Source organism: Dysgonomonas sp. GY617, assembly GCF_015233815.1.
Classification (GTDB): domain Bacteria; phylum Bacteroidota; class Bacteroidia; order Bacteroidales; family Dysgonomonadaceae; genus Dysgonomonas_A.
On sequence record NZ_JADCLR010000006.1, the window covers coordinates 96,308 to 121,648 of the forward strand.

The window sequence follows — 25,341 nt, forward strand, 5'->3', positions numbered from 1 at the left end:
ACACCATTACAAAAACACCAGAAAGGTCTAAAAGTTTCTTTTTATTGAATATCCTCAGATTTATTTTACCTTTGTTATTACTCAAACACTAAATAAGCTAATAGATGAATCATAATCTGGAAATACAAAAGATATTATTGAAATTGGATACATTATCGCATCCAGAAGATAAAATAAATTTACTGAAACAAGCCATTCAGATTGCAGATGCTAATAACGATCTCGATTGGGGGTTCGATTTACGTCTTGATCTTATATCACAAGAAAAAGACACATCGCATTGTACTGAAAGTTTTCCTGCCTTTACGTGGATACTTAGTGCTTACGATTCTAACTCTGAATTATTTAATGAAGATGATTTTCTTTGGGAATACAAATGGATGGCAGCCGCAGCAAGGCGTAATGTGAACATTTCACGTCAGCAAGTAGAATCTATTATGGCTGATCTTAAAGTAAGGATGGAACGCAACGGATATACTCCTCGCGGATATTACAGCGTAATGATCTATTGGAATCTATTCATTGGCGATATGCAGGAAGCTAATAAATACCTAGAGCTACGCGATAATACAACACGAGATAGAATGTCGCACTGCCCCGCTTGTGAACTAGATACAAGAGTAGAAATAGAACTTATAGAAGGTCAGTTTGACAAAGCTATTACTACTGCAAATGATTTAATTACTAAAAAGCTTACGTGTGGCGTTATGCCTCTCTCCACTTTTTGTAATTTGACTTATTACCTGTCTAAAGCAGGTGATGAAAGAGCTGCCGAGTTCTTCGAAAAAGCAGAAGAGGAAATTGCTGAAGCAGAAGAAAACGATTCTTCTCTTATTTCGAATATATCAGATCTTATTTATTATCTGAATAAGTATGATAGAAACAGAGGTTGGGAATATTTCCAAAAATATGCTGAGTGGGAAATTGGAGCAGAGGATTCTATTAGTTTCGACTTTTCTAAAAACATTCTGACTTTATTGAAAGAGGATGGGCAAAAGCAATTGACTATGAGCGAAAAGCTTCCTTATTTCAAAGCAGATGGTAATTACAATATAGCTGATCTTTACGATTATTATTATAAGAAAGCAAACGAATTGGCTCAACAATTTGACGCTCGTAACGGAACCAATTCGTTCTCGAAAGCGTTAGAAGAAGTTGTATCAGTGTAACTAAAAGTTGTAAGCTTTTCACTGCTTTCGTTAATATACAGATTATAGCTTATGACAATCGGAAAGTATTTCATGAAATACTTTCATTTACTTAAAATAGAATGAATTATAATCTAGAGATACAAAAAATACTTTTAGAAACTGAGAATTCCAACAACGCAGACGACATAATCAAGTTATTAAAGCAAGCAATTCAGATTGCAGATGCCAATAATGATATAGATTGGGGATTCGATCTCAGAATGGATTTAATTCGTAACGAACAGTTTACTGCTCACTCGCGTGAAAGTTTTCCTGCATTTGCATGGATTTTGAATGCTTATGATTCTGATCCCGAATTCTTTTCGGAAGAAGAAATTCTGAATGAATACAAATGGATGGCATCTGTATCATACAATAATCTGAATATATCGAAAGCACAAGTAGAAGCCATTCTTGAAGATTTTAGACAGAGGTCTATCAAATATGGAATGAGTAGTCGCGAATATTACAATGTAATGGCTAACTGGTCTCTATTTCTGGGTAGCAGAGAAGATGCACGTAAATATCTCGATTTAAGAGATAGTGAAGCGGAAGACAACATGACCTCTTTGAGTAATGACCTCATTACAACCATATATGTTGAAATGTTTGAAGGAGACTTCGACAAGGCTATTTCTCATATTCAGGAGTTCATGGCAAAGAAATCTGTCCACAAGATGAATCATATACCTGTTTATAGTGGGCTTATCTATTATTTTGGAGGAAAGATGAATGATCCGAGAGCAGCCGAATATTTTGCCGAAGTTGATAAAGAATTTTCCGAATTAGCTAATTTTCCTTTTCAGCTATACGAAGTTACTTTAGTGATGTACTATATGTCTAAGCATGAAAAAGAAAAAGCATGGATATATTTCTGTAAATATGTCAACTGGGAGATTAGTGCGGAAGACGGCATTCGATTCGACTTTGCAGCCTCTACACTTGCATTATTTAAAGGAGGAGGTACTCGGGTTATAGAAGGTATAAATAGCGATCATACTTATTACAGAGAAGATAACACCTATAATCTGGATGATCTGTACAACCACTATTATACTATTGCAACCAATTTGGCACAACGATTTGATGAGCGAAATGGCAATACCCATTTTAGCGAACAATTAGACGAAGTGCTTCAACAAATAAAATAAGGTCTCGGGAATATAACAGCAAATACTATTATCATTTCCGAAACATGCCGTTTTATATTATCATTAACTTAGAATAGTCATGAGCCAGCCTTTAGCAGAACGCCTACGTCCCAGATCATTGGACGAATACATCGGTCAAAAACATTTGGTCGGCGAAGGAGCCGTATTACGCCGAATGATAGAATCGGGTCGTGTTCCCTCTTTTCTTTTATGGGGACCTCCGGGTGTAGGAAAAACAACTCTGGCTCAGATAATAGCAAATACGCTTGACACCCCTTTTTACACATTAAGTGCTATTAACTCGGGAGTAAAAGATGTACGCGAGGTTATAGATACGGCAAAAAAGAATACTTTTTTCAATACCACAAAAAGTCCTATTCTTTTTATTGATGAAATTCACCGTTTCAGTAAATCTCAACAAGATTCACTTCTTGGAGCTGTAGAAACAGGTGTGATCACATTGATTGGGGCAACTACCGAAAACCCTTCTTTTGAAGTCATTCGTCCGCTTCTTTCACGCTGTCAGGTTTATGTCCTCAAATCTTTAGATAAAGCTGATCTCCTTGAACTAATACAAAGAGCAGTAACGCAAGACCTTATTCTCAAAGAAAAAAATATAGATATACAAGAAACGGATGCTCTCCTTAAATACTCAGGAGGTGATGCCCGAAAACTATTAAATATACTTGATCTTGTAATATCGGCAGATGAAGGTGATACCATTATTACAGATAAGATCGTAACAGAACGTCTGCAAGAAAACCCAGCAGCCTACGATAAAGGTGGGGAGATGCATTATGATATAATCTCGGCATTTATCAAGTCTATTCGTGGAAGCGATCCTGATGCTGCTATATATTGGCTTGCTCGCATGGTTGCAGGAGGTGAAGATCCTAAATTCATAGCTCGCAGGTTAGTTATTTCGGCAGCAGAAGATGTCGGTTTAGCAAATCCTAATGCCTTACTTTTGGCAAATGCATGCTTCGATGCCCTTCAAAAAATAGGATGGCCCGAAGGACGTATTATTCTGGCTGAGACTACAGTTTATTTGGCAACTTCTCCCAAAAGTAATTCGGCTTATTTGTCTATCGACAAAGCTTTAGCATTAGTTGAAGAGTCTGGGAACTTACCTGTGCCTCTGCATCTACGCAATGCTCCGACCAAATTAATGAAAGAGTTGGATTATGGCAAGGAGTACAAGTACGCTCATGATTATAAGGATAATTTTATCCAACAAGATTATATGCCTAAGGAAATAAAAAACACTAGATTCTGGGAACCACAAGCAAACCCTGCTGAATCAAAAATATTGGAACACTTACGTAAATTGTGGAAGAATAGGTATTAAAATCACATACCTTTTATAATCTATACTTTTATTTACTACCACTAAAAAGTAAAGGGTGAATAATTATTCACCCTTACAATATATCATATCAATTAGTAATTAGCCCTTTAAAACATTTGCTAAAGCTTCAGCACAACGCTCACCATCCATTCCGGCAGAAACTATTCCACCAGCATAACCAGCACCTTCACCACAAGGATAAAGACCTTTTATCTCCACATGTTGCATTGTTTCTCTATCACGCAAAACACGAATAGGCGACGATGTACGACTTTCAACAGCTAATAAAACAGCCTCATTAGTCAAATAACCTTTATAGCTTGCTCCTACTTTTTGAAGTCCATCTTGTAAACGTTGTAAAATGAATGGAGGTAGCCAATCATGCAAATTAGACGATACAATACCCGGAGCATATGATGTTTTGGGTAATTCTGTACTTTGTACATTATTCACAAAATCGACCATAAGCTGTGCCGGTGCAACCTGAGTTCTACCACCCGCAATCCAAGCTTTTTCTTCTATGTCTTCTTGAAATTTCAAAAGTTCAAGTTCTCCATATTTTTGGTATTCGGGAAAATCTCCCGGATGTATTTCTACAACAATTCCAGAGTTTGACCATTTCGATCCACGGTTAGAAGGTGACATTCCATTTACAACCAACTGACGCTCTCCACTGGCAGCAGCTACAACAATTCCACCCGGACACATACAGAACGAATACACCCCTCTATCTCCTGATTGAACCACAAAGCTATACTCAGCAGTAGGTAGGTATTCTCCTCTTCCTTCGGGACTATGATACTGTATTTGATCAATCAAATGTACCGGATGTTCTACACGAACGCCTATAGCTAGGCCTTTGGCTTCTATCTTTACCTTTTTATCATGCAACATGTAATATACATCTCTAGCCGAATGACCAGTTGCTAATATTACATATCCTTCAAATATCTTACCGGTATTAGTTTTAATCCCTTTTACCTCATTGTTTTCGATGAGTAACTCATCCATACGAGTTTCGAAATGCACTTCTCCGCCTGCTGAAATTATTTGCTCACGCATTTTTTGAATAATTGCTGGCAATTTATCTGTACCAATATGGGGATGTGCATCAATCAAAATATCAGTAGTTGCACCATGTTGACAAAATACATTCAATATTTTATCTGCATTACCACGTTTTTTACTCCGTGTATATAATTTACCATCCGAATATGCTCCTGCACCACCTTCTCCAAAACAATAATTAGAGTCGCCGTCAACAATGTGCTCTCTATTAATTGTAGCTAGGTCTTTTTTACGCTCTCTTACCGATTTGCCTCTTTCAACAACAATCGGTTTAACTCCTAGCTCTATTAGTCGTAAAGCGGCAAACAATCCACCGGGACCTGCTCCAACTACTATCGCCTGAGTTGCATTGCTTACATCAGGATACTCTGTTTGTTCGAATAACACTTCGGGTTGAGATTCTCCTATATATAGGCGAACACGCAAATTAATGAAAATATTACGCTGACGTGCATCAATAGAACGCTTCAATATACGAACGTCTGTAATTTCAGTCATTTTCGTATTAGTTCTATCAGCAGCAATACCTTTAATAAGGTTAATATCTGCAGCTTGATCGGGGCTTATTCTTAAATCTATATCTTTTTGCATAAAAAATTCAGTCTTTAATCGCAAAGATAAATGAAAATAAAATAGATTACCCTCTTAATAAACTATCTCTATTAAAAAATATGAAAAGAATACCACTATTCAGAAAATAATATTACTTTTCAAAAGATTAAATAAGGTACTTCTAATTCCTATTAAAGCACTAAAGATTGTTTAGCAGAGATTGTTAGAGCAACAATAAATACTTTACTCTACTTATTCGTATTCTATTCTTGCAATAAATTGTTACTTTTGTCTATAATCTTAAATAAAAAACATCATGATAATAGACAGTATTGAAAAAATTTCAAACTATGAAAGCTTGAATCCATTTTTTCCTAAAGCCATTGAGTTTATCAAATCTTTGGATATGAAAAACCTTGCACTAGGAAAAGTTGAAATAGACGGACAAAATATATTTGCAATCATTAGTGAAAGCAATCTAAAAACTCCGGAACAGGCTAGATTAGAGGTACACAATAAGTATTTGGATATACAAATACCCGTTTCTAAGGCTGAAGGCTTTGGATGGATCGAAAGAAGCAGTTTAAAAAAAGTAGCAGTTCCTTTTGACACAACTAAAGACATTCAATTCTTCGAAGATAAACCTACTGTTAGATTTGATTTGATGCCGGGTAACTTTGTTATCTTTTTTCCGCAAGATGGACATGCTCCATGTGTCGGGGAAGGCTCGGTTATTAAGATTGTTATAAAAGTAAAAATGTAATAATAAAAAGATATTAATCAAATTTATATAACAATCATGAATTTATATCCACTGAAATTCAGTCCAATCCTCAAGCCGATCATTTGGGGAGGATCTGATATTTGTAAATTTAAAGGTATCACTCCCCAACAAGACGGAATAGGTGAAAGTTGGGAAATATCGGGGGTTGAAAACAACATTTCAGTTGTTGACAATGGAGACCTTAGAGGTCTTAACCTTCAAAACCTAATAGCACAATATAAAGAGAGTCTTGTAGGAAAACATGTATTTGAGAAATTTGGAGCAACATTTCCTCTTTTAATCAAATTTATAGATGCTAGAGACAATCTATCTATACAGGTGCATCCTGATGACGAATTAGGAATGAAAAGACATAACTCATTCGGAAAAACCGAGATGTGGTATGTTATCAATGCAGCGCCAGGAGCTTTCCTTTATTCAGGATTCGCCAAACCTCTTAGTCCCGACGAATACGTAAAAAGTATTGAAGACAATACCTTTGTAGACTATCTGGCTAAACACGATGTAAAAAAAGGGGATTCTTTCTTCCTTCCTGCAGGACGTGTACACGCTATCGGTGCAGGCACATTTATCGCAGAAATCCAACAAACATCTAACATTACTTATCGTATCTACGATTATAATCGTAAAGATGCAAATGGTAATGGCAGAGAATTACATACAGAGTTGGCTAAGGATGCAATAGATTTTAAATTGTATGATAACTATCAAATAGATTATTCACACAAAGCCAACGACACTGTTCAATTGGAATCGTGTAAATATTTCACAACAAATCTATTGGAACTAGACAAACCTCACACTCAAGACCACAATGATAAAGATTCTTTTATAATCTATATCTGTATGGATGGTAGTTGTGAAATTAAAGATTCTAATAATACAACAATAGAATTGAAACAAGGCGAGACTTTATTAGTACCCGCAGCAAATACAAAAAGCATCACGATTACTCCTAATAGTTACGTTCAATTATTGGAAACTTATGTATAAATAAGTATCCTGAGAAATCAAAATATCTGATATTCAAGTTACAAAGAGGGATAGAGTTTTTTTACTCTATTCCTCTTTTTTTATTACAATATAGACAGATAGAATTAACCTTATTGAGAATTACATTAAGTGTATAAACAACTCTAATTCTAAACATATTAAGAAAAAGCTTAACTACTAAAATTTTAGTATTACAGGGACAACATATAATAGACGAACAGAGTTAATCCACACTAATAGAATTTTCAAAACATTACTAATTAAACAGATAAAAAGATCAATCATATTAATTACTCTAAAATCTGATTAATAATCTATTAAAATAGAATACACTAAAAAGCTATTCTAAAGTAAAACAACAATCAAATAGTATAAATAAAATCAATCAGGCAAGAAATTATTATTTTATACGAGAAAGATTCCAATTAGTAATTGGCGTAATTCTTGTCTTTGAGCCTATTCTCCTAAAATGGAACTCTGAGTAATGGCAATAATCAATAATTTATTGTATTTTTATACTTATTACTCTTAAACATATATTTAATTGCAATAAGATCAAATGAGAGGCATTCTTATCATCAATACAGGAAGTCCCAAGACTAAAAATAGAGAAGACGTCAAATTCTTTATTGGGGCTATGTTATCTGACCCGTTGGTAATGACAGCACCGGATTGGCTTAGAACAACGCTTGCTACTAAAATTATAGCACCGCTGAGAGCCTCTAATTCGGCATCACACTATTCTCTCATTTGGGATGATAAACATACCGAATCCCCCTTATTATACAATACACAACAGTTAGCTCAGAAGATAGAGAAAGCTACCAGCATGCCTGTAGAAATAGCCATGCGCTATGGTTCGCCTTCTATCCCTGAAGCACTAAGTAAACTCAAAGCGAAATGTGCAACTTTACATGAAGTAGTAGTTGTGCCTCTTTTTCCTCAATATGCACAGTCATCTTATAAGACAGTGGTAGAAGCTATTGGAAATCATTTTTATAAGAAGCCATATTCTTTTAGATTGAAAATAGTAGAGCCATATTATGATGATCCCAACTACATACATGCTTTGGCAGAAAGCTTGAGGCCTCACATAGCAAAAGGATATGACAGATTGGTATTTAGTTTTCACAGTTTACCGCTGACACATGTTGAAATAGGGTGGGAAAAAGGAAAAGACTTTGATTATGTATATCAAATCAAAGAAACGGTAAGATTAGTTAGTAAAGAGCTAGATATTGACCCTAAAAAGAATAGGATTGTTTATTCTTCGGCAATTGGTCGTAAATGGCTGAAACCTGACTTGAATGAAACTATGAAACAGCTCCCCATTGATGGAAGTAAAAGGGTTATTACTATTACTCCGGGATTTCCGGCTGATAATTTAGAGACTCTCTATGATATAGGTATTGTAGCCAGAGATAACTTTATGAAAGCAGGAGGTGAAGAATTTACCTTTGTTCCTTGCTTAAACTTTGAACAATATTGGGTTGAAGGTCTTATTAAAATAATAACGAATAAAGTATAACTTATAAATAGCCGCATCTACTTCTATATTACTCAGAATAGCGGTAGACAAACAAAAGACTTAATTTTGAGCACTTTCAATCTTAACTCCTATTTTCTCAATACCTAACAAAGGTTCATCACGCATGCCATGCACAATCTTCAATTGATAGTTACGCTTTTCAGAAAACACTACATTCTTCTTGTATAGTAAAGGCAATTGATACAAAGAGCCAAAACCTGAACCATGCCACTTACCTAGTTTATCAGCCAATTCATACTGCTTTTCTTCAAGAGTAAACACACTATCTTCAAAATTATCCAAAGCATATAACCAGATATTCTGATAGGGATAGTCTGAGTTATTTACCAACTCTATCGTCACATCCAAAGGCGTATTAAGAGGAACAGATATTGAGTCTATATCGAAATAAAGCGTATCGAGCCTACTCCAACTAGCATCCTTAAGTTCGCTAAAACGATAATATGCCTCTCGTTTTTCACACGAGAGACATACAAATACTATTATTAATATACTTATTATGTATATAAATTTATCCTTCATTCTGAGGCGAATTGTCATTTCGGTTATTATTCCGATTTTCATTATTACGAGGTCGATTTTTGAATCTGTTGTTATTATTTCGACTCTTGCTACGCTGTTGATTAGGATTAGATTCTCTGTTTTCGGGATTAACAACAGCTACATCTTTAGGCTCACGTTCTGTTGCTTGAGCAGCCTCAGCCTGAGGGCGTCCACCACCTTTTACAACCTTCTTCTTCCTATTTTTATTATTAGCATTGTTATCAAAACGATTGATATTATCCTCTAAGATATCCATAGCTCCGGCTTTTTCCTGAACTTCAACATTCTCGATGTCTATTCTCACAGGTTTATTTCCGTTTCTATTCATCTTTATCACCTCATATACACGATCTTTATTTACTGTCACTAAATTGGCAGCAAAATGTTTATCGGTAGAATAAGTCATCATACCCGAAAGTATATCTGTCTTAAAGTGGAAAAATGCACCATCTTTCGTATCCAGTACAATTTCACGAGAAGGCAATTTCTTTTGAGCCTCTACATAAGTATCTACTTCATAATTAAGACAACATTTCAGTTTACCACATTGCCCAGCAAGTTTTTGAGGATTTAAAGATATATCCTGAAAACGAGCCGCAGACGTTGATACCGAAACAAAGTTAGACATAGAACTTGAACAGCATAATTCTCTACCACAAGGTCCAATCCCTCCTACTCTTCCTGCTTCTTGGCGAGCTCCGATTTGTTTCATTTCAATTTTTACACGGAATTGCTCTGCATAAACCTTGATTAACTGACGGAAATCGACACGCTCATCAGCAATATAGTAAAATATAGCTTTGTTACCATCGCCTTGATACTCTACGTCGCTGATCTTCATATTCAGATTTAGACTCTCTGCAAGTTCACGAGCTCTAAGCATTGTTTTATGCTCCAAAGCCTTTGCTTCATTGAATTTCTCAATATCCAAAGGTTTAGCAACTCGATAGATTCGCTTCTGCTCACCTTGTTGTCCTCTATTATTACTTTTCTTCATTTGCAGAAGAACAAGTTTTCCTGTTAAAGTAACTTCACCGATATCATGTCCAGGAGTAGCTTCTACTGCAACAATATCGCCTTTATACAAATCAAGATTATTACTATTCAAATAATAACCTTTACGTGTATTTTTAAACTGAACCTCTACCATTTGGGTCTCTAATTGAGACTCTGGCATGTCATAAAGCCAGTCAAAAACCTCTAGCTTATGAGTACCTTTACTACTACTTCCACAACAGCCTCCACCTGATGAACACCCTCCGGACGAACAGCCGCCTGAAGAACAACCACCCGATGAGCAACCTCCACCGCCTGACGAACAACAGCTTCCTCCTGTTGATGCTGCCGGAGCAGCCGATTCTGATGATGAACCCGCAGCAGCCTCAGCTTCAGCCTTTTTCAAGGCTCCACCACAAGCTCCTCCCGGATTTTTACCACAACCACAAGCCTTCACTGTCAGTCCATTTACTATAACAGTTTGTTTCTTTCTACCGCATGTACAACCAGTTGGCGTTTTGCATGTGCCTAAACAATCGTTTACCGGTTTGTACTGTTTATTGGGATTTAAATTAAGTTCCATAATGTTTAAAAATAAAACAAAGCCCCTTTTCCGACTTTGTGGGTTTATATTATTTATCTTTTCAAAAGCATGGTTATTTTAAGACATAAGTCAAAAAAAACCATCTTTGCATTTACATTCTGCTCAATATGTCGTTCTGCCAACGCCAATTCAGCAGTAAAATCTATTATGTTTTTTTCGTTGATAAAAGGTGCAAAACGAGTTCCAAAACGGTTCTCATCCTGATTTAGATATACCATTTCCGAGTGTCTGAGGTTACTGACAAAGTACTCTCGTATCATTCGCTGACAATATACTAAAAAATTCTTTTGCCTTTCTCTTCCAACCGTTGCTATTTCATTAGCAATAGTCTTGATATCTTTGATACTACGAGCATAAGAAGCTCGCATCATCTGTACAAAAAGATTAAAGAAGAACTTATGTTCTTCATCTAAACTTATTGTTTCAACAGCTTTCAGATAGCTACCATTGGCAATGTGGGCTACCGAAACAGCATCTTCGGGTAATATATTATAGTCAGACTTCAAGGCTTCAACAATAGCACTTTCTGTTATATTGTGAATATTGACACGCTGACATCTCGACTGTATTGTTGTTATAATCTGATCGGGCGTGTTAGAGACTAATATAAAAACAGTTTTATCATAGGGTTCTTCTATGATTTTCAACAATTTATTAGCACAAGCCTCGTGCATTTTTTCAGGTAACCAGATGATCATCGTTTTATACTTGGCCTCATATATCTTAAGGCTAAGTTTACGGATTATCTCTTCACTTTCTTTGGCATAAATCATACCCTGAGCATTCTCTGCACCAACATATGCAAGCCATTGGCTTAGGCTAAAATAATGATGTTCACCTACAAAAGTTCTCCATTCATTTATATAATCATCACACACCTCTTTTTTATCTTTCTTTATTACAGGAAAAACAAAATGAAGATCGGGATGCGCCAGTTTCTTATATTTAAGACAAGAACTGCATTTTCCACAAGAATCATTATCCTGAGGGTCAAGGCAGTTCAGATATTGGGCATAAGAGATTGCTAGAGATAATTTACCTATCCCTTCTGGTCCGCAAAAGAGTCGGGCATGAGGTATAATACCTTTTTTTACCGAACTTATTAATTGCTCTTTTACGTCTTCCTGCCCTATTATATCTTTAAAAAACACTTTTCTTTATCTTCTTTTTTAGAATAATCACTTGTATATTATCAAACTGCGGAGTCTTTTTTACTTAAACAAGTCCAAGACTTATTTAATTAATATACCTCTTTAGCTATACGACGTACACTTTCGGTAGCCATTAATGCATAAAAATGAATGCTAGGCACTCCGTATCGAATCAATTCTTTACATTGCTTAATACCCCACTCTATACCCACTTCTTTTGCCTCAATATCCGATTTGCATTTTCTCAATTCGGCAGCAAGTTCTTCGGGGATATCTGATCTGAATGTTTTAGGTAAAAGAGTCAGATGATTGATCTTATAAATTGGTTTAACTCCCGGAATGATAGGTATAGTAATACCTTCGGCACGACAGCGTTCTACAAATGAAAAATATTTACTGTTATCGAAAAACATTTGAGTCACAAAATATTCTGCACCTTGCGCCTGCTTCATTTTCAGATAATAGATATCCGACTCTAAATTAGGTGCTTCTTCGTGCTTCTCCGGATAACACGCCATTCCATAAGAAAACGGAGTTTCGAAACGTTCGAAATTACTTCCATCCGCGGTTATGCCTTCGTTAAACTGATTTACTTGTATTTGCAGATCTGTTGCGTATTGATTCATATTACCCGCCAATTGATCAGACTCTAGCTTATGAGCATCACCCCTCAATAATAAAAGATTATGAATGCCTAAGAAGTTTAAATCGATCAAAGCATATTCTGTTTCCTCTTTACTGAAACCTTTACAGATCATGTGAGGAATAGCTGTAATATTGTACTTGTTCTGTATAGAGGCTGCAATAGCCACAGTGCCCGGGCGTTTTCTTACATTCACCTTCGTTACTGTTCCATCGGGCATCTCCTTATATATATTCTCGCTATGGTGCGTTGTAATATTTATATACTTAGGGTCAAACTCAATCAGCTTATCTATTATATTGTACGCTTTCTGAATACTATTTCCTTTTAAAGGAGGTAATATCTCAAAAGAGAAAGCGGTTTTTCCATTATTTTGAATTAAATCTGTGACCTTCATTATCCGTATTTACTCTTTAAGTAATGTGAATATTTGATGCTATATTTTAAAGTTATAGCTTAACTATAGTTATTTTACTTGCCTGAATAACCAAAAGGTCTGAGACCTTATTTAAATATTGCTTTAAATATATCATTTCCGTTTGCATAAATCAGCAAAGCAAAAATAAATACCATCCCTGCTAGTTGAGCATACTCCTGAAATTTTTCATTTGGTTTTCGGCGAGTAATCATTTCATATAGCAAGAACATTACATGTCCTCCATCCAACATTGGTATTGGTAAAATATTCATCACAGCAAGAATCACAGATAAAAATGCTGTCATAAACCAAAACGCTTGCCAATCCCATGTAGCAGGAAACATACTTCCTATTCCTCCGAATCCGCTTATGTTTGATAAACCTTCTTTCGTAAATACAAATCGCAATTGAGCAACATATCCTTGAATCGTTTCTTTTGCAAGAGTTACTCCTGCCGGGAATGAAGCAAAAAATCCAATTTCATCATGTTTCAACTGGCAAATTTCAGTTAAAGGAATAGATGTAAAACCCAAAACACCTAAACTATCAACAATGGCAGTTGTTTGCATTAAGGAGTCTCCACGATAATACCCAATCTTTACCTCAGAGTTAAGATTTTCGCTGATACTTCTTCTTATCCCGCTAAAAGATTCTACTGCTTTATCATTTATTGTTACAAGACTGTCACCTTTAATTAAACCACTCTTATACGCTGCTCCACCTTGGATAACACTATCTACAATTGAAGGAATTTTCATTTCGTAAGCCAGTCTCTTTGAGGCTATCATCTCCTCAAAAAAATTCTCAGGCATAACTATTGTTTTCAATTCTCCATTACGTTCTACAACAACTTCTTTTGCATCAGCAAATTTCATCAGAGTATTCATATCCGTATTGTTCATACGATATTTTAATTCCCTTCCATCCGCAGTTATTATTTTATCTCCATTCTCAAATCCTGCTTTTTTGGCGACTTCACTAAATTCCATTCCTTGATTTACACTTTGAAACGGAATATAAGAATCACCCCATGAGAAAAGAATCATCGCATAAATAAAGATGGCTAGAATCACATTAAATAATACACCGCCAATCATCACCAATAGACGTTGCCATGTAGGTTTCGATCTAAATTCCCAAGGTTGTTCAGGCTGTTGCATTTGCTCTTTATCCATCGATTCATCAATCATTCCAGCAATTTTCACATACCCACCAAGAGGTAACCAGCCGATACCATATTCTGTATCGCTATTTTTAGGCTTAAACTTGAATAAAGAAAAACCTATATCAAAGAAAAGGTAAAACTTTTCAACCTTTATTTTAAATACTCGGGCAAAAAAGAAGTGTCCGAATTCATGGACAATAACCAATATTGATAAACTTAGAATTAATTGTAACGCTTTTATGAAAAATGTTTCCATCAGTCTGTTTTAGAAAATAAATAATTAAGATCGTTGATCTTTTTCTATAATTTGTTCGTGCCGTAACCCTTGTTTTTCAACTAGTTTACAAAACCGGAGGCAACTTCCCGGGCTTCGATATTCGACTGTACATAGTCGTCGTATGTTGGTCTCTCTACAAATGAAGCCTTTAGCATTGTTTTCTCAATGATTTCGCTCATTTCAAGAAATCCTATTTTTTCTTTTAAGAAAGCTTCTACTACAATTTCATTTGCAGCATTTACTATACATGGCATATTTCCACCCTTATTAGCCGCTTCGAAAGCAAAAGCCAGATTACGGAAACGATCCATATCAGGCTCTTCGAAGGTCATAGTACCCAACTTAAATATATCGAGACGCTCGAAGTTAGATTTCAAACGATTCGGATAGGCAAATGCATACTGAATGGGTAAACGCATATCAGGCAATCCCATTTGCGCTATTATAGAAGAATCCTCAAACTGCACCATAGAATGGATTATAGATTGTGGATGTACAACCACCTCCACTTGACTAGGAGTAAGTCCAAACAGCCATTTAGCTTCGATCATTTCGAACCCTTTATTCATCAAGGTTGCCGAATCAATAGTGATTTTAGCCCCCATATCCCAATTAGGGTGTTTCAGAGCCTGATGTTTAGTCACTTTTTGCAACTCGTCTTTACTGAGTTTTCGAAAAGGACCTCCCGATGCTGTGAGTAGTATTTTTTCAATCGGACTATTCTCTCCATTTAAACATTGGAAGATAGCCGAATGTTCCGAATCCACAGGCAATATAGGCACTTTGTTCTCTAAAGCCAATTCGGTTATCAATTCACCTGCAACAACCAACGTTTCTTTATTAGCTAAAGCGATAGGCTTTTTTGCTTTTATAGCACTGATTGTGGGTGCCAAACCGGCATAACCAACCATAGCAGTCAGAACAATATCTATCGGTTCGCTTTGAACGACCTGAACAATAGAATCCATTCCTGCCCAAACTTTAATTGGCAGATCAGCTAAGGCATCTTTTAATGCCTGATATTTATCTTCATTAGCAATCACAACAACCTCAGGTTGAAATTCGCGGGCTTGTTTCACCAGCAAATCCAAGCTATTATTTGCAGTGATAGCATATACCTCAAACTTATCGGGGTGCTCTCTAACCACATCTAATGCTTGCGTTCCTATTGATCCTGTTGATCCTAATATAGCGAGTTTACGTTTCATCTATTTTTTAGAATGATATATATAATTCTGGATTGATAGGGTTACCCTTATACCAAAGCTCGAATTGTAATGTTTTCTTTTCTGAATTATCTTTTCCACTACCTACCATAGCAATAGCCTCACCGGTTCGAACTTTATCTCCCGTTTTCTTCAAAACCATTGATACTCCTTTGTAAACAGATATAAAGCCATTTTTATGTTGAAGTTGCATAATGTATCCATTGTCCGCATATCCAGCAAATACAACAGAGCCTTCGAGCGTAGCTACCACACTTTCGCCAGCCGTTACTATCTGAACCCCATAGTTACGAGAAGGAAGATTAAATTTACCTGTAATTATACCCTTAATCGGGCGAAAGAAAGTCACTCCTTCGGTAGGAGTAGCGTCTGAAGTAGAAATAGTTGATAAGTTATACTTCTCTGCATCTTCATATTCCGAACGATATTTGCGTTCGCGATCAGTACTTTGCAAAGATTTATCTGTTTCAGAGATAGTCACAGTATCCACTTTATTTTCGGAGTCAGGCTGAACCTTTCCTGCAAAAATATCTTTTATGTTGTCAAGATACGCCAACTGATAACTTTGCTGACGCTCCAACGAATCGACCTGAATAGCTGCGCGAATGGCTTGTTCCCTGATCTCAGAATCAAGATAACCCGGTAAATAGTTACGGATAGGTGTTGTTATAATAATAACTGAGGCAATAACCATCAGTATGAAGAAAGAAGTAAGATACAACATAATACCATGAAACATAGAAACACGAAGTTTCCACACTTCTTCAAGTGTATTTTCATTTAAAATAGATAAACGGTACTTAAAATGTAGTCGTTTCCAAAAACTATGTCGATTCTTATCTTTTCTTTTTGCCATTAAATTATTCCACTCCCTAGTATATTGATGCTTCCAGATACGTTAAAGGATTATATCCCGTTTCAAATGTGGCATCTATCCGAGAAATACAAAAAAGACTTACGTACCTATTCATTATCTCCAATATAATCAAGAATGCAAATTTAATAAAAGAAACACAGATTGTGGCTTTGCATTTTAGTATTTCATTAAAGAAAATTAAATTAGATCATTTTAATTCGTTTAATAGCACATTCAGTAAAATATTTCCACCAAAATCGTTTCTTTAATTTTTTTTAGCTATTTTTGCAGCCTGCTTTTTTTGAGAAGAAAAGCTTGAAAAAGTAGTTATAATTAATATTCCTATTTATTATAAAGTTATGAGCCTATTAAGTAATAAGCTATATCGATATGATGCTGCCAGAAATGCTCGTGCGGCAGGTATCTATCCTTATTTCAGAGAAATTCAAAGCGATCAGGACACTGAGGTCGTTATCAATGGTAGAAAAGTCTTAATGTTTGGCTCAAACGCCTATCTAGGATTGACTAATCACCCTAAAGTTATAGAAGCTTCTATCGCTGCCACCCGTAAATACGGAACTGGTATGGCGGGTTCTCGTTTTCTAAACGGAACGCTTGACATTCATGTTGAGTTAGAAAAGAAATTAGCTGCTTTTGTTGGTAAAGAAGATGCTTTAGTATATTCAACCGGATTCAATGTAAATCAAGGCGTAGTTGGTTGTATAACTGGTCGTGAAGATTACATCCTCTGGGACGAATTAGATCACGCATCTATTATCGAGGGAAACAGAGCTTCGCTATCTACAAAGTTGAAATTTCGTCACAACGATATGGAATCTTTGGAGAAACAACTTCAAAAATGCGAACCAGACAAAGTAAAACTTATTGTAGTTGATGGAGTATTCAGCATGGAAGGTGACGTTATTAACTTACCTGGAATTGTTGAGTTATCTAAAAAATACAATGCAAACATAATGATCGATGAAGCTCATGGATTAGGTGTTTTCGGTCGTGATTTCAATGGTAAAGGTGTTCATGATCATTTCGGATTAACCGATAACATGGATCTTATCATGGGTACTTTCAGCAAATCACTAGCATCTATCGGAGGTTTTATCGCAGCAGAAGAAACAATTATCGATTATCTTCGTCACAACTCACGCCCTTATATATTCAGTGCGAGTGTAACTCCGGGAGCAACTGCTGCCGCTAATGCAGCTCTTGATATATTGATGAGCGAACCCGATCGTGTAGAGAATCTGTGGAATATTACTAATTACGCATTGAACGGCTTCCGCCAATTAGGATGTGAAATAGGACATACAAGCAGTCCGATTATACCATTATACATCAGAGACAACGAGAAAACATTTATTATAACTCGTACTCTATTCGAAGAAGGTATATTTGTAAATCCAGTAGTATCACCCGCAGTTGCGCCTAAAGATACACTAATTAGATTCTCTCTAATGGCTACTCATACTAAAGAACAAGTAGACATTGCCTTAGATAAAATCGGAGCCATTTTCAAAAAAATGGGTGTACTTGCAAATAACATGGAAAAAGCTTAAAACAAAGCTTACTACATAATAAAATAAAACCCTCTTTCGTTAAGAATAGAGGGTTTATTGTTCAATAAAGTCTCAAAACACTATCTTAGCAAGAAATTCCATACAGAATGAAGTATCTTTTAGCTAATCTTTTATTATTATTCACCCTCACCCTATCCGCACAATATACTGTGTCGGGCGGGCTAGGACAGCCATACGAATATACAGAAGGACTAGCAGGTACGGGCATAGAGAAAGTTTATCTATTAAATACTTTTTCGGGAGCAAGTATATCTTATACATCCGATGCAGCGGTAGTACGTTTCTATAAGTACACACGTTCTATTGAAGATAAAGTATTAATACCTTACGCTGAAATCTCAACGAGCAATAGTGGAAACAAAACCACCTACACTATAAATAATCTTCAGGATTCAAGAGGATATTTCGCTGAAGTAAACGGAAAAGCTAATCCCATAATATGGATTATAGATTACAGTCAACATTTACCCATCTTCAACTCTATCGAACCAGACAGATCTGCTGAAACAGAAGAACAGTGTACTGTTTTGAGATTACTTATTGATAAATCTGACGATCTACATTATTATTCTACTATTGGAGGAGAATACTCTGTACTTAGAAAATACACTATAGAATACGCTGATCTGGATGGATCAACTAAAGATTTCACACCTCTGATTAGAGAAATAGGTCCAATTGATATAGGTACATATCGAACAATTGATGCTCCTTTGACGAATACCAAATTCAAAATAAGTGGAGATCAGTTTGCTGAACACTTCCAATTAAACATATACAAAGAGAGTACAGATTATACTGCCATTGCAACCAAAGTTTTCATTGTAGCCGAGCAGGTTTCAGCAAGTGCTTCAAATGGGGTAACCTCAGATTTAGGAGGTTCTGCTCCAGCCGAAATAAACTTCTATGGATATGCCAATGAACCAACGGCACATTTCTATACATGGTTTATTTACAACACCTCCGATTTGGAGAATGCAATAGTACGCTACACTGATCGAAACATTAGATTTACATTCAACGAATCTGGAAACTATAAAGTTGTTCTGGAATCTGTTAGTAGAGGTCCGTCTTGCCTAACCAGCACAAGTGTAGAATTTTCAATATCGGAATCTTCGCTTGAAAAACCACCGAATTATTTCTCCCCTGATGCAAATAGCGAAACAGCCAAAGTGTTCAGAATAGGAGAATATAAATCATTAATCAGGTTCAAATGCTCTATATTCAACCGATGGGGAAACAAGATATATGAGTGGACAGACCCGTCGAAAGGATGGGATGGTAAATATAATGGCAAGTATGTAAATACTGGTGTTTACTTCTGGGTTATAGAAGCATTAGGCTCTGATAATAAACGATACAAAGAAGCCGGTGATGTAAATGTGATTCGCAGAAAATAAGATTATCACCTTACAACAACAAAAAAGATGGAAGTGATACTTCCATCTTTTTCTATTATAAATAATTCTCGGTTCTAATCTTTATAACCCACTAAAGCTAACATTTTCAAATAAAAGAGAAGGTATTTGTCGAGATGAATTTAGAGAAAGAGGGTCATTACCAACCTCTATTAGGTTATTCCATAAGTCAAGTACATTCCCTGTAATATTCATCTCACTGATTGGAGTGGTTGCAATACCGTTCTCAACCCAAAATCCTTCTATTCCGAAAGAAAAGTCTCCTGTAGTACTATTAGTATTTCCACCATTGAAGCCTGTCACCCAAATACCATGATGCATCAATTCTAGCAATTGTGTATGATTGCGAGTTCCATGCTTCAATTTAATTATAGATGGGGATGCAATAGTAGGTAATATATCTAATTTAAGAGCATTATATGTATCAACAAAGTAAGTATTTAAAACACCTTTATCGATCAACACTTGATCTTTTGTAGCAACCCCTTCACCATCGTACCAGCGCGATCCGAATGAGCGTTTCAAGTGAGGATTATCAGTCACAGTAAGCTTGTCCGATACTATCTTATCACCTAATCGATCTAATAAAAATGTACTTTTCTGCTGAATTGCACTTCCGTACATAGCCGAAATAAGTGGAGATAATAATTTCATCGAAACTGTATTATCCAAAATAAGATTGTACTTACCCGATCGTATTTTAGTTTGACCAAGTTTTTGCAATGCTCTTTTGAATGCTTTCTGAGAAATTCCTTCTTTTACCAAATCAGACCAATACAATTTACTATCGTACCAATAAGATTCGGGACGGGCATCTCCCGCAGTTTTCAACGCAACCTCAGATGTAAGGCTGAAAGCTGTATCTTGTATCTCACCTTCAAACCCATTACTAGCCACCATATACTCTGCTCCACACCCATCATCATAACTCGATACAACGGATACTATTTTCGGATCGGTTCCATAAATTTCCTCTACTGTTGCCTTCGCTAGTTCTAGTTTCTGGTCTACAGAATAATCAAAGAATGTAGGATCAAATAGATCCAGATCTTCATTTTTATCCGATTTGTAACAGCGTGCCATATCGGGTAATTGGCGACACAAATCTGGCGCTAAAAATCGAGTAGAAGCAATGCCATCTTTTATAAAAGATTCTAACTCCAACTTTTCAAGCCTATTCGTAGAAAGAGTTCCATATCTACCATCTACATATAATTCTACATATAGCTTATTTTCTGAACTCTGGTGCAATTTATCTAATTGACTATTTCGATACTCAAAAGAATTATTGTTGGCAACAGTTAAAGATACTCTCGATGCAGAACACCCATTCTTCAAGGCTATATTCATTGCCCACTGTGCTATACTTTTATTTTGATCTGTTATAAGATTCATTTTTTTCTTTTTAAGTAAATAAAACAATTACAGTTACACTTCTTACTGAAATATCTGTTTTACATTTTCTCCCAAATGTGGGCAGCATCAAGTCCTAACTTTATTATAAACAAAATTGCCAATACGTATATTACAGCCGAAACATCTTTATATCTGCCTGATAATATTTTCACAAAGAAAAAGGTAAGAATACCAAACACAATTCCTTGAGCAATACTATATGTAAATGGCATAAAAATCAATGTAACAAAAGCAGGTAATGATTCTGTGATGTCATTAAAGTTAATTTTAGCCACTGCCGAAATCATAAATAAACCTACAACAATAAGTGCTGGAGACGTTGCTGAAGCAGGGACGATAAGGAAAAGAGGTGCAAAGAACAAAGCCAATACAAACATAAAAGCAGTACTTACAGAAGTCAATCCCGTACGCCCTCCGGCTGCAACGCCTGACGAACTTTCTACATAGGCAGTAATGGGACTTGTACCAAGCACTGCACCAACAGTTGTACCTAATGCATCAGCAAACAGCGCCTTTTTAATTTGTGGAAAATTTCCTTCACTATCTGTCAGTCCTGCCTTAGAAACAACGCCTATAAGAGTTCCTACAGTATCAAATAGATTCACAAACAAGAATGTAAATACGACTAAGGCCATATCGAAACTAAGCACCTTATCCCATTCGAACTGAGCAAATGTTGGAGCTAAAGAAGGTGGCAAACTTACCCAATTACCTTCGGGAAAGTGAACAACTCCCGCAAAAACACCTCCAATGGTAGCAGCAACTATACCTATAAGAATAGCTCCATTTACATTGAGAGCTAATAATGCACCTGTTATAACAACACCAGCTAATGCTATCCAGACATGTGGATTTGCCATATCACCTAAAGAAACCAACGTTGCATCGTTACCAACTACTACTCCGGCACTTTTTAATCCCACTAATGTTATAAATAAACCTACTCCTACTGGAATAGCTTCCTTCAAAACTCGTGGAATACTTTTGACGATCAGTTCCCGAACATTAAAGAATGTGAGAAGGATAAAGATAATACCTTCTATAAAAACTGCAGTCAAAGCAAATTGCCATGTATACCCCATAGTCAACACTACGGTAAAAGCAAAGAAGTTGTTAAGTCCCATTCCCGGAGCTTGTGCTACCGGCAAATTGGTGAAAAATGCCATGAAGAGTGTTGCAATAATAGAACCTAAAACCGTAGCTGTAAAAACAGCGGCTCTATCCATATGAGCCTCTCCCAAAATATTCGGATTTACAACCAGAATATACGACATGGTCAGAAAGGTAATCAACCCTGCGAACAACTCTGTACGAACAGTTGTATTATTTTCTTTTAGTTTAAAAATTTTCTCTAACATATTATTCATTGATCTATTGTATTAGAAAGTCCATTTACCTGCAATAGTAGGAAATACATATAGCTTATTATTATAGTTGGCATAAAAATTATTGGTAATTTCTATTTCACTCCCAAAGGCTATATTTTTGTCTATGTTATACCAGAACTGAGGTTCAGTCAACAATATAAATTTCTTACCACCTTTACCTGTTACTCTGTCTTTATTTTCTGTCCACACATCAATAAATCCCGTTAATGTCACTTTATTATTGAATAAGTTAGTATTCCAAATACCTGTCCACTGTACGTCGTGGCTCGCTTTATCAAAAGTATTGTACTTATAAACCAAATAAGTACTAATAAATACTGAACCAAAAGCATGATCGTACGCCCCTCCTACCATATATGCGTTGGGAATGGAAAAACCAGAGAAGTTGTCACCTCTCACAATCCCCCCATTAAATTCGATGTGAGGCATAATAGGACTATTACCAACCTTTATATTTCTATAAATCTCCATGTAAGCCAAACCTATATTGCCCTTGCTTTGATTAAAATCAAAATCGATAAAACCAAAGGTAGAACCCCATTTATCGGGCTTGAACATCTGAAATGTTGCTGTAAAATAATTTCGTGGAGCAACATCATTATTCAAAGTGTGACGTGGATCGAAATGTAATTGAATTTCCTGCGAATAAGAAAGAATGGATACTGCGAATAGAAGTAACGAAAGAAGTAAATGCTTTTTCATAGATTTCTTTGCTCGATTAATTACTTTTTAATTATTTATATACTGTTTTATTTAGCCGGAATAAGGTAAGTCTCAGACTTCGGATATTTATTAGTCAAAATTGATTATTCTTATTATTTTTCTCTACTTGCGCCAATATATCATTCATCATTTCTATTTGAATCTTCTGAATCTCAATAAGGTCTTGTTGTTGGTATATCATCAAATGATCTATCTTTTCATGCAACGCTCTTACTTCTAGTTCCGATTTTAGATTAACCATGTAATCTTTTTTAGAACGATCTCGATCTTTTTCCTCCTGACGATTTTGGCTCATCATTATTATCGGAGCCTGTATAGCAGCCAAACACGATAGCAGAAGATTTAGTAGAATAAATGGATAGGGGTCGAATCCTTTATTGGCAAACCAAAATATATTTAATGATATCCATAGAAAAATAAAAACGCCAAAAGAGATAATAAAAGTCCAGCTTCCTCCAAAAGTGGCCACTTTATCTGCGACTTTCTGACCTGCTGTTAATCTTTGATTTTGTTCGTCGTCAAGTTTATCTGTTAAAGTTGAACGATCTTTTACCGAAGACAATACTTTTTGTTCGAGATCAGATAATGCACCTAACTGATCGGTAAGATATGCCGAAATGTATTTTTCGCGAAAAAGGTTCATTTCCGGAATTGCAAGAAATTTACTCCTATCAAAATCGGGATGTTCTTTTTGAATCAATTCAAGAATAGATGACCTAATTGATGTTCCCGAAATCCTTTGGGAGATCGGAAATTTTTCTTTTGATATATCACTTATAAATTCTTTCATTACATGCTAATTTAACAATGCAAATTTAAAACTGAATTCACTATTCTCCCCCTACTGTCAGTTTACTAACTAAAACCGAAGGAAGACCTTGTCCTACGGGTACACTTTGTCCATCCTTTCCACAAGTCCACGAGCTTTCATCAATTTTCAGATTATTACCCACCATAGTAATATCAGCTAAAGCTTTCGGACCATTTCCTATAATGTTAATATCTTTTATAGGTTGAGTCAGTTTTCCATTTTCTATTAAATAACCTGTTTTTACATAGAACGTAAAATCACCTGCACCTATCTGAACTTGCCCATTGCTGAAATTATCAACATACACACCTTGTTTTACACTCGCAATCATATCTTCGTTGGTCATATTACCCGATTCCATATACGTTACGCGCATACGGGGCATAGGTACATGGCGAAATGATTGGCGGCGTCCGTTACCTGTTGGCTTCACACCATAATAGTTAGCACTGATTCTATCATGTAAATAGCTTTCGAGAATACCATTTCTTACGATATAAGTCTTTTGGCTTTCAATACCCTCATCATCAAAATTTATAGCTCCTCTGGCAAATTCTATTGTACCATCATCTACTACATTTATATTGGGATTACAGATCGTTTTCCCTAAAGAATCAGAAAATATAGATACGTTTTTGCGATTAAAGTCTGCCTCAAAAGCATGCCCTATCGCCTCATGCAGCAATATACCGGAACCTCCGGCACCCATCACAACAGGCATTTCGCCTCCTTTAGGTTTTACAGCATCAAACATTAGTGCTGTTTGAGAGACTGACTCTCTTGCCAATGTTTCAATAAGATCTTCATTCAAGAATTCAAAACCTTTGCGATAAGCACGTGAAGCAAAACCATTTTCTATTTTGCCATTCTGCTCCATAGTACATCCTCCATACATAATAGCCATCGGACGATAATCCCACGAAAGGGTACCTTCCGAATTGAAAAACAGAATATAAGATGTCGAGTGATTCAAACTAACACTCGCTTTTATTACTCGCGAATCCATTTCGAATATTCGCGCATTGAGTTTTTCTATAAAAGACTTTTTCTCATTTACTGAAACATCTTCCCACGATTTCCCAACCTTATAATAATTAGGAAAATGAGCTTCTGTTATATTTATAGGATTACTTTGCTTAGGTGCATGAGCAATTCCTGCGGCAGTTCGGGCAGCTCTAAGCATATCGGGTAACACTGTATTTTCAACATAAGCATATCCTGTTTGCTCTCCTACGACTACCCTGACACCTACTCCGTAATCGATATTCGAAGAGGTTCTGTTTACCTCTCCATCTCGAAGAGATATACTGCTGTTTATAGTGTGCTCAAAGTAAAGATCGGCATAATCGCCTCCTTTAGCCAAAGCTTCATATAATACCTTTTGTAAATCCTCTGTTGTCACACCAAAATGTGTCAAAACAGCCTGTATATTTATATCATTATTAAATTCTATCATCTATAAGTCTTTTTCAAGTATCT

The 25,341-nt window shown here is 36.0% G+C and carries 21 protein-coding genes; 8 read left to right on the forward strand and 13 right to left on the reverse strand.

The window, feature by feature from the left end; translation table 11 throughout:
• The first annotated feature begins 104 nt into the window (after positions 1 to 104).
• From IR022_RS06770 to IR022_RS06780, 3 genes are all read left to right on the forward strand, one after another.
• Positions 105 to 1,169, forward strand: coding sequence for a hypothetical protein (locus IR022_RS06770; RefSeq protein ID WP_194203138.1), 1,065 nt, complete (start codon positions 105 to 107; stop codon positions 1,167 to 1,169).
• A 101-nt stretch (positions 1,170 to 1,270) separates the two neighbouring features.
• Complete coding sequence (locus IR022_RS06775) at positions 1,271 to 2,341, forward strand: hypothetical protein (RefSeq protein WP_194203139.1); 1,071 nt, start codon at positions 1,271 to 1,273, stop codon at positions 2,339 to 2,341.
• 79 nt (positions 2,342 to 2,420) lie between these two features.
• Complete coding sequence (locus tag IR022_RS06780; protein WP_194203140.1) at positions 2,421 to 3,689, forward strand: replication-associated recombination protein A; 1,269 nt, start codon at positions 2,421 to 2,423, stop codon at positions 3,687 to 3,689.
• 99 nt (positions 3,690 to 3,788) lie between these two features.
• On the opposite strand, the gene IR022_RS06785 is transcribed toward IR022_RS06780, so the two are convergent.
• On the reverse strand, positions 3,789 to 5,348 hold the full coding sequence (locus IR022_RS06785; protein WP_194203141.1) for an NAD(P)/FAD-dependent oxidoreductase: 1,560 nt from the start codon (positions 5,346 to 5,348) through the stop codon (positions 3,789 to 3,791).
• 277 nt (positions 5,349 to 5,625) lie between these two features.
• On the opposite strand from IR022_RS06785, the gene IR022_RS06790 reads away from it, so the two are divergent.
• The 3 genes from IR022_RS06790 to hemH all read left to right on the forward strand — a co-directional run bounded on the left by IR022_RS06790 (position 5,626) and on the right by hemH (position 8,614).
• Positions 5,626 to 6,072: a YhcH/YjgK/YiaL family protein gene (locus tag IR022_RS06790; protein WP_194203142.1), complete on the forward strand. Its 447-nt coding sequence runs from the start codon at positions 5,626 to 5,628 to the stop codon at positions 6,070 to 6,072.
• A 36-nt stretch (positions 6,073 to 6,108) separates the two neighbouring features.
• Positions 6,109 to 7,086, forward strand: coding sequence for a type I phosphomannose isomerase catalytic subunit (locus IR022_RS06795; protein WP_194203143.1), 978 nt, complete (start codon positions 6,109 to 6,111; stop codon positions 7,084 to 7,086).
• A gap of 559 nt (positions 7,087 to 7,645) precedes the next feature.
• Complete coding sequence (gene hemH / locus IR022_RS06800; protein WP_194203144.1) at positions 7,646 to 8,614, forward strand: ferrochelatase; 969 nt, start codon at positions 7,646 to 7,648, stop codon at positions 8,612 to 8,614.
• A 60-nt stretch (positions 8,615 to 8,674) separates the two neighbouring features.
• Here the strand turns inward: hemH and IR022_RS06805 are convergent, their stop codons facing one another.
• The 7 genes from IR022_RS06805 to IR022_RS06835 all read right to left on the reverse strand — a co-directional run bounded on the left by IR022_RS06805 (position 8,675) and on the right by IR022_RS06835 (position 16,514).
• Positions 8,675 to 9,199: a gliding motility lipoprotein GldH gene (locus tag IR022_RS06805; protein ID WP_242053112.1), complete on the reverse strand. Its 525-nt coding sequence runs from the start codon at positions 9,197 to 9,199 to the stop codon at positions 8,675 to 8,677.
• On the reverse strand, positions 9,147 to 10,757 hold the full coding sequence (locus tag IR022_RS06810; RefSeq protein ID WP_194203145.1) for a stage 0 sporulation family protein: 1,611 nt from the start codon (positions 10,755 to 10,757) through the stop codon (positions 9,147 to 9,149). Before IR022_RS06810 ends, IR022_RS06805 begins: the two co-directional genes overlap by 53 nt.
• A gap of 53 nt (positions 10,758 to 10,810) precedes the next feature.
• Complete coding sequence (locus tag IR022_RS06815; RefSeq protein WP_050709923.1) at positions 10,811 to 11,929, reverse strand: ATP-binding protein; 1,119 nt, start codon at positions 11,927 to 11,929, stop codon at positions 10,811 to 10,813.
• Positions 11,930 to 12,018: 89 nt separating this feature from the next.
• Positions 12,019 to 12,969 (reverse strand): methylenetetrahydrofolate reductase, encoded by a 951-nt coding sequence (locus IR022_RS06820; protein ID WP_050709922.1) that lies wholly within the window; start codon positions 12,967 to 12,969, stop codon positions 12,019 to 12,021.
• Positions 12,970 to 13,076: 107 nt separating this feature from the next.
• Positions 13,077 to 14,411, reverse strand: a complete 1,335-nt coding sequence (gene rseP, locus IR022_RS06825) for an RIP metalloprotease RseP (protein WP_194203146.1) — start codon at positions 14,409 to 14,411, stop codon at positions 13,077 to 13,079.
• A gap of 80 nt (positions 14,412 to 14,491) precedes the next feature.
• Positions 14,492 to 15,640 (reverse strand): 1-deoxy-D-xylulose-5-phosphate reductoisomerase, encoded by a 1,149-nt coding sequence (locus IR022_RS06830; protein ID WP_050709920.1) that lies wholly within the window; start codon positions 15,638 to 15,640, stop codon positions 14,492 to 14,494.
• 7 nt (positions 15,641 to 15,647) lie between these two features.
• Positions 15,648 to 16,514 carry a murein hydrolase activator EnvC family protein gene (locus IR022_RS06835; protein ID WP_194203147.1) on the reverse strand — a complete coding sequence of 289 codons (867 nt, stop codon included), beginning with the start codon at positions 16,512 to 16,514 and terminating at the stop codon, positions 15,648 to 15,650.
• Between the two features lie 359 nt (positions 16,515 to 16,873).
• Between IR022_RS06835 and spt the strand changes: the two genes are divergently transcribed.
• Together spt and IR022_RS06845 are read left to right on the forward strand one after the other, a co-directional pair.
• On the forward strand, positions 16,874 to 18,085 hold the full coding sequence (gene spt / locus IR022_RS06840) for a serine palmitoyltransferase (protein WP_050709918.1): 1,212 nt from the start codon (positions 16,874 to 16,876) through the stop codon (positions 18,083 to 18,085).
• Between the two features lie 107 nt (positions 18,086 to 18,192).
• Positions 18,193 to 19,506 (forward strand): gliding motility-associated C-terminal domain-containing protein, encoded by a 1,314-nt coding sequence (locus IR022_RS06845; protein WP_194203148.1) that lies wholly within the window; start codon positions 18,193 to 18,195, stop codon positions 19,504 to 19,506.
• Positions 19,507 to 19,587: 81 nt separating this feature from the next.
• Here IR022_RS06845 and IR022_RS06850 read toward each other — a convergent pair whose 3' ends face one another.
• The 5 genes from IR022_RS06850 to IR022_RS06870 form a co-directional block, all read right to left on the reverse strand.
• A complete protein-coding gene (locus IR022_RS06850) occupies positions 19,588 to 20,919 on the reverse strand; it encodes a TldD/PmbA family protein (RefSeq protein WP_242053114.1) in 1,332 nt (443 codons plus the stop codon).
• A 59-nt stretch (positions 20,920 to 20,978) separates the two neighbouring features.
• Positions 20,979 to 22,307, reverse strand: coding sequence for an NCS2 family permease (locus tag IR022_RS06855; protein WP_050709916.1), 1,329 nt, complete (start codon positions 22,305 to 22,307; stop codon positions 20,979 to 20,981).
• Between the two features lie 12 nt (positions 22,308 to 22,319).
• Positions 22,320 to 23,030: a DUF5020 family protein gene (locus IR022_RS06860; protein ID WP_050709915.1), complete on the reverse strand. Its 711-nt coding sequence runs from the start codon at positions 23,028 to 23,030 to the stop codon at positions 22,320 to 22,322.
• A gap of 94 nt (positions 23,031 to 23,124) precedes the next feature.
• A complete protein-coding gene (locus IR022_RS06865; RefSeq protein ID WP_050709914.1) occupies positions 23,125 to 23,841 on the reverse strand; it encodes a DUF1003 domain-containing protein in 717 nt (238 codons plus the stop codon).
• 40 nt (positions 23,842 to 23,881) lie between these two features.
• On the reverse strand, positions 23,882 to 25,318 hold the full coding sequence (locus IR022_RS06870) for a TldD/PmbA family protein (RefSeq protein ID WP_194203149.1): 1,437 nt from the start codon (positions 25,316 to 25,318) through the stop codon (positions 23,882 to 23,884).
• Positions 25,319 to 25,341 lie beyond the last annotated feature (23 nt).

Excerpts from the sequence above, each read along its gene's own strand:
- IR022_RS06780 (WP_194203140.1), top strand. The coding sequence starts at position 2,421 with ATGAGCCAGCCTTTAGCAGAACGCCTACGTCCCAGATCATTGGACGAA.
- IR022_RS06805 (WP_242053112.1), bottom strand. The coding sequence starts at position 9,199 with ATGAAAATCGGAATAATAACCGAAATGACAATTCGCCTCAGAATGAAG.
- IR022_RS06865 (WP_050709914.1), bottom strand. The coding sequence starts at position 23,841 with ATGAAAGAATTTATAAGTGATATATCAAAAGAAAAATTTCCGATCTCC.
- IR022_RS06860 (WP_050709915.1), bottom strand. The coding sequence starts at position 23,030 with ATGAAAAAGCATTTACTTCTTTCGTTACTTCTATTCGCAGTATCCATT.
- IR022_RS06835 (WP_194203147.1), bottom strand. The coding sequence starts at position 16,514 with ATGGCAAAAAGAAAAGATAAGAATCGACATAGTTTTTGGAAACGACTA.
- IR022_RS06775 (WP_194203139.1), top strand. The coding sequence starts at position 1,271 with ATGAATTATAATCTAGAGATACAAAAAATACTTTTAGAAACTGAGAAT.
- hemH (WP_194203144.1), top strand. The coding sequence starts at position 7,646 with ATGAGAGGCATTCTTATCATCAATACAGGAAGTCCCAAGACTAAAAAT.
- IR022_RS06845 (WP_194203148.1), top strand. The coding sequence starts at position 18,193 with ATGAAGTATCTTTTAGCTAATCTTTTATTATTATTCACCCTCACCCTA.
- IR022_RS06795 (WP_194203143.1), top strand. The coding sequence starts at position 6,109 with ATGAATTTATATCCACTGAAATTCAGTCCAATCCTCAAGCCGATCATT.
- IR022_RS06790 (WP_194203142.1), top strand. The coding sequence starts at position 5,626 with ATGATAATAGACAGTATTGAAAAAATTTCAAACTATGAAAGCTTGAAT.
- IR022_RS06850 (WP_242053114.1), bottom strand. The coding sequence starts at position 20,919 with ATGAATCTTATAACAGATCAAAATAAAAGTATAGCACAGTGGGCAATG.
- IR022_RS06830 (WP_050709920.1), bottom strand. The coding sequence starts at position 15,640 with ATGAAACGTAAACTCGCTATATTAGGATCAACAGGATCAATAGGAACG.
- rseP (WP_194203146.1), bottom strand. The coding sequence starts at position 14,411 with ATGGAAACATTTTTCATAAAAGCGTTACAATTAATTCTAAGTTTATCA.
- spt (WP_050709918.1), top strand. The coding sequence starts at position 16,874 with ATGAGCCTATTAAGTAATAAGCTATATCGATATGATGCTGCCAGAAAT.
- IR022_RS06870 (WP_194203149.1), bottom strand. The coding sequence starts at position 25,318 with ATGATAGAATTTAATAATGATATAAATATACAGGCTGTTTTGACACAT.
- IR022_RS06810 (WP_194203145.1), bottom strand. The coding sequence starts at position 10,757 with ATGGAACTTAATTTAAATCCCAATAAACAGTACAAACCGGTAAACGAT.
- IR022_RS06820 (WP_050709922.1), bottom strand. The coding sequence starts at position 12,969 with ATGAAGGTCACAGATTTAATTCAAAATAATGGAAAAACCGCTTTCTCT.
- IR022_RS06855 (WP_050709916.1), bottom strand. The coding sequence starts at position 22,307 with ATGAATAATATGTTAGAGAAAATTTTTAAACTAAAAGAAAATAATACA.
- IR022_RS06785 (WP_194203141.1), bottom strand. The coding sequence starts at position 5,348 with ATGCAAAAAGATATAGATTTAAGAATAAGCCCCGATCAAGCTGCAGAT.
- IR022_RS06770 (WP_194203138.1), top strand. The coding sequence starts at position 105 with ATGAATCATAATCTGGAAATACAAAAGATATTATTGAAATTGGATACA.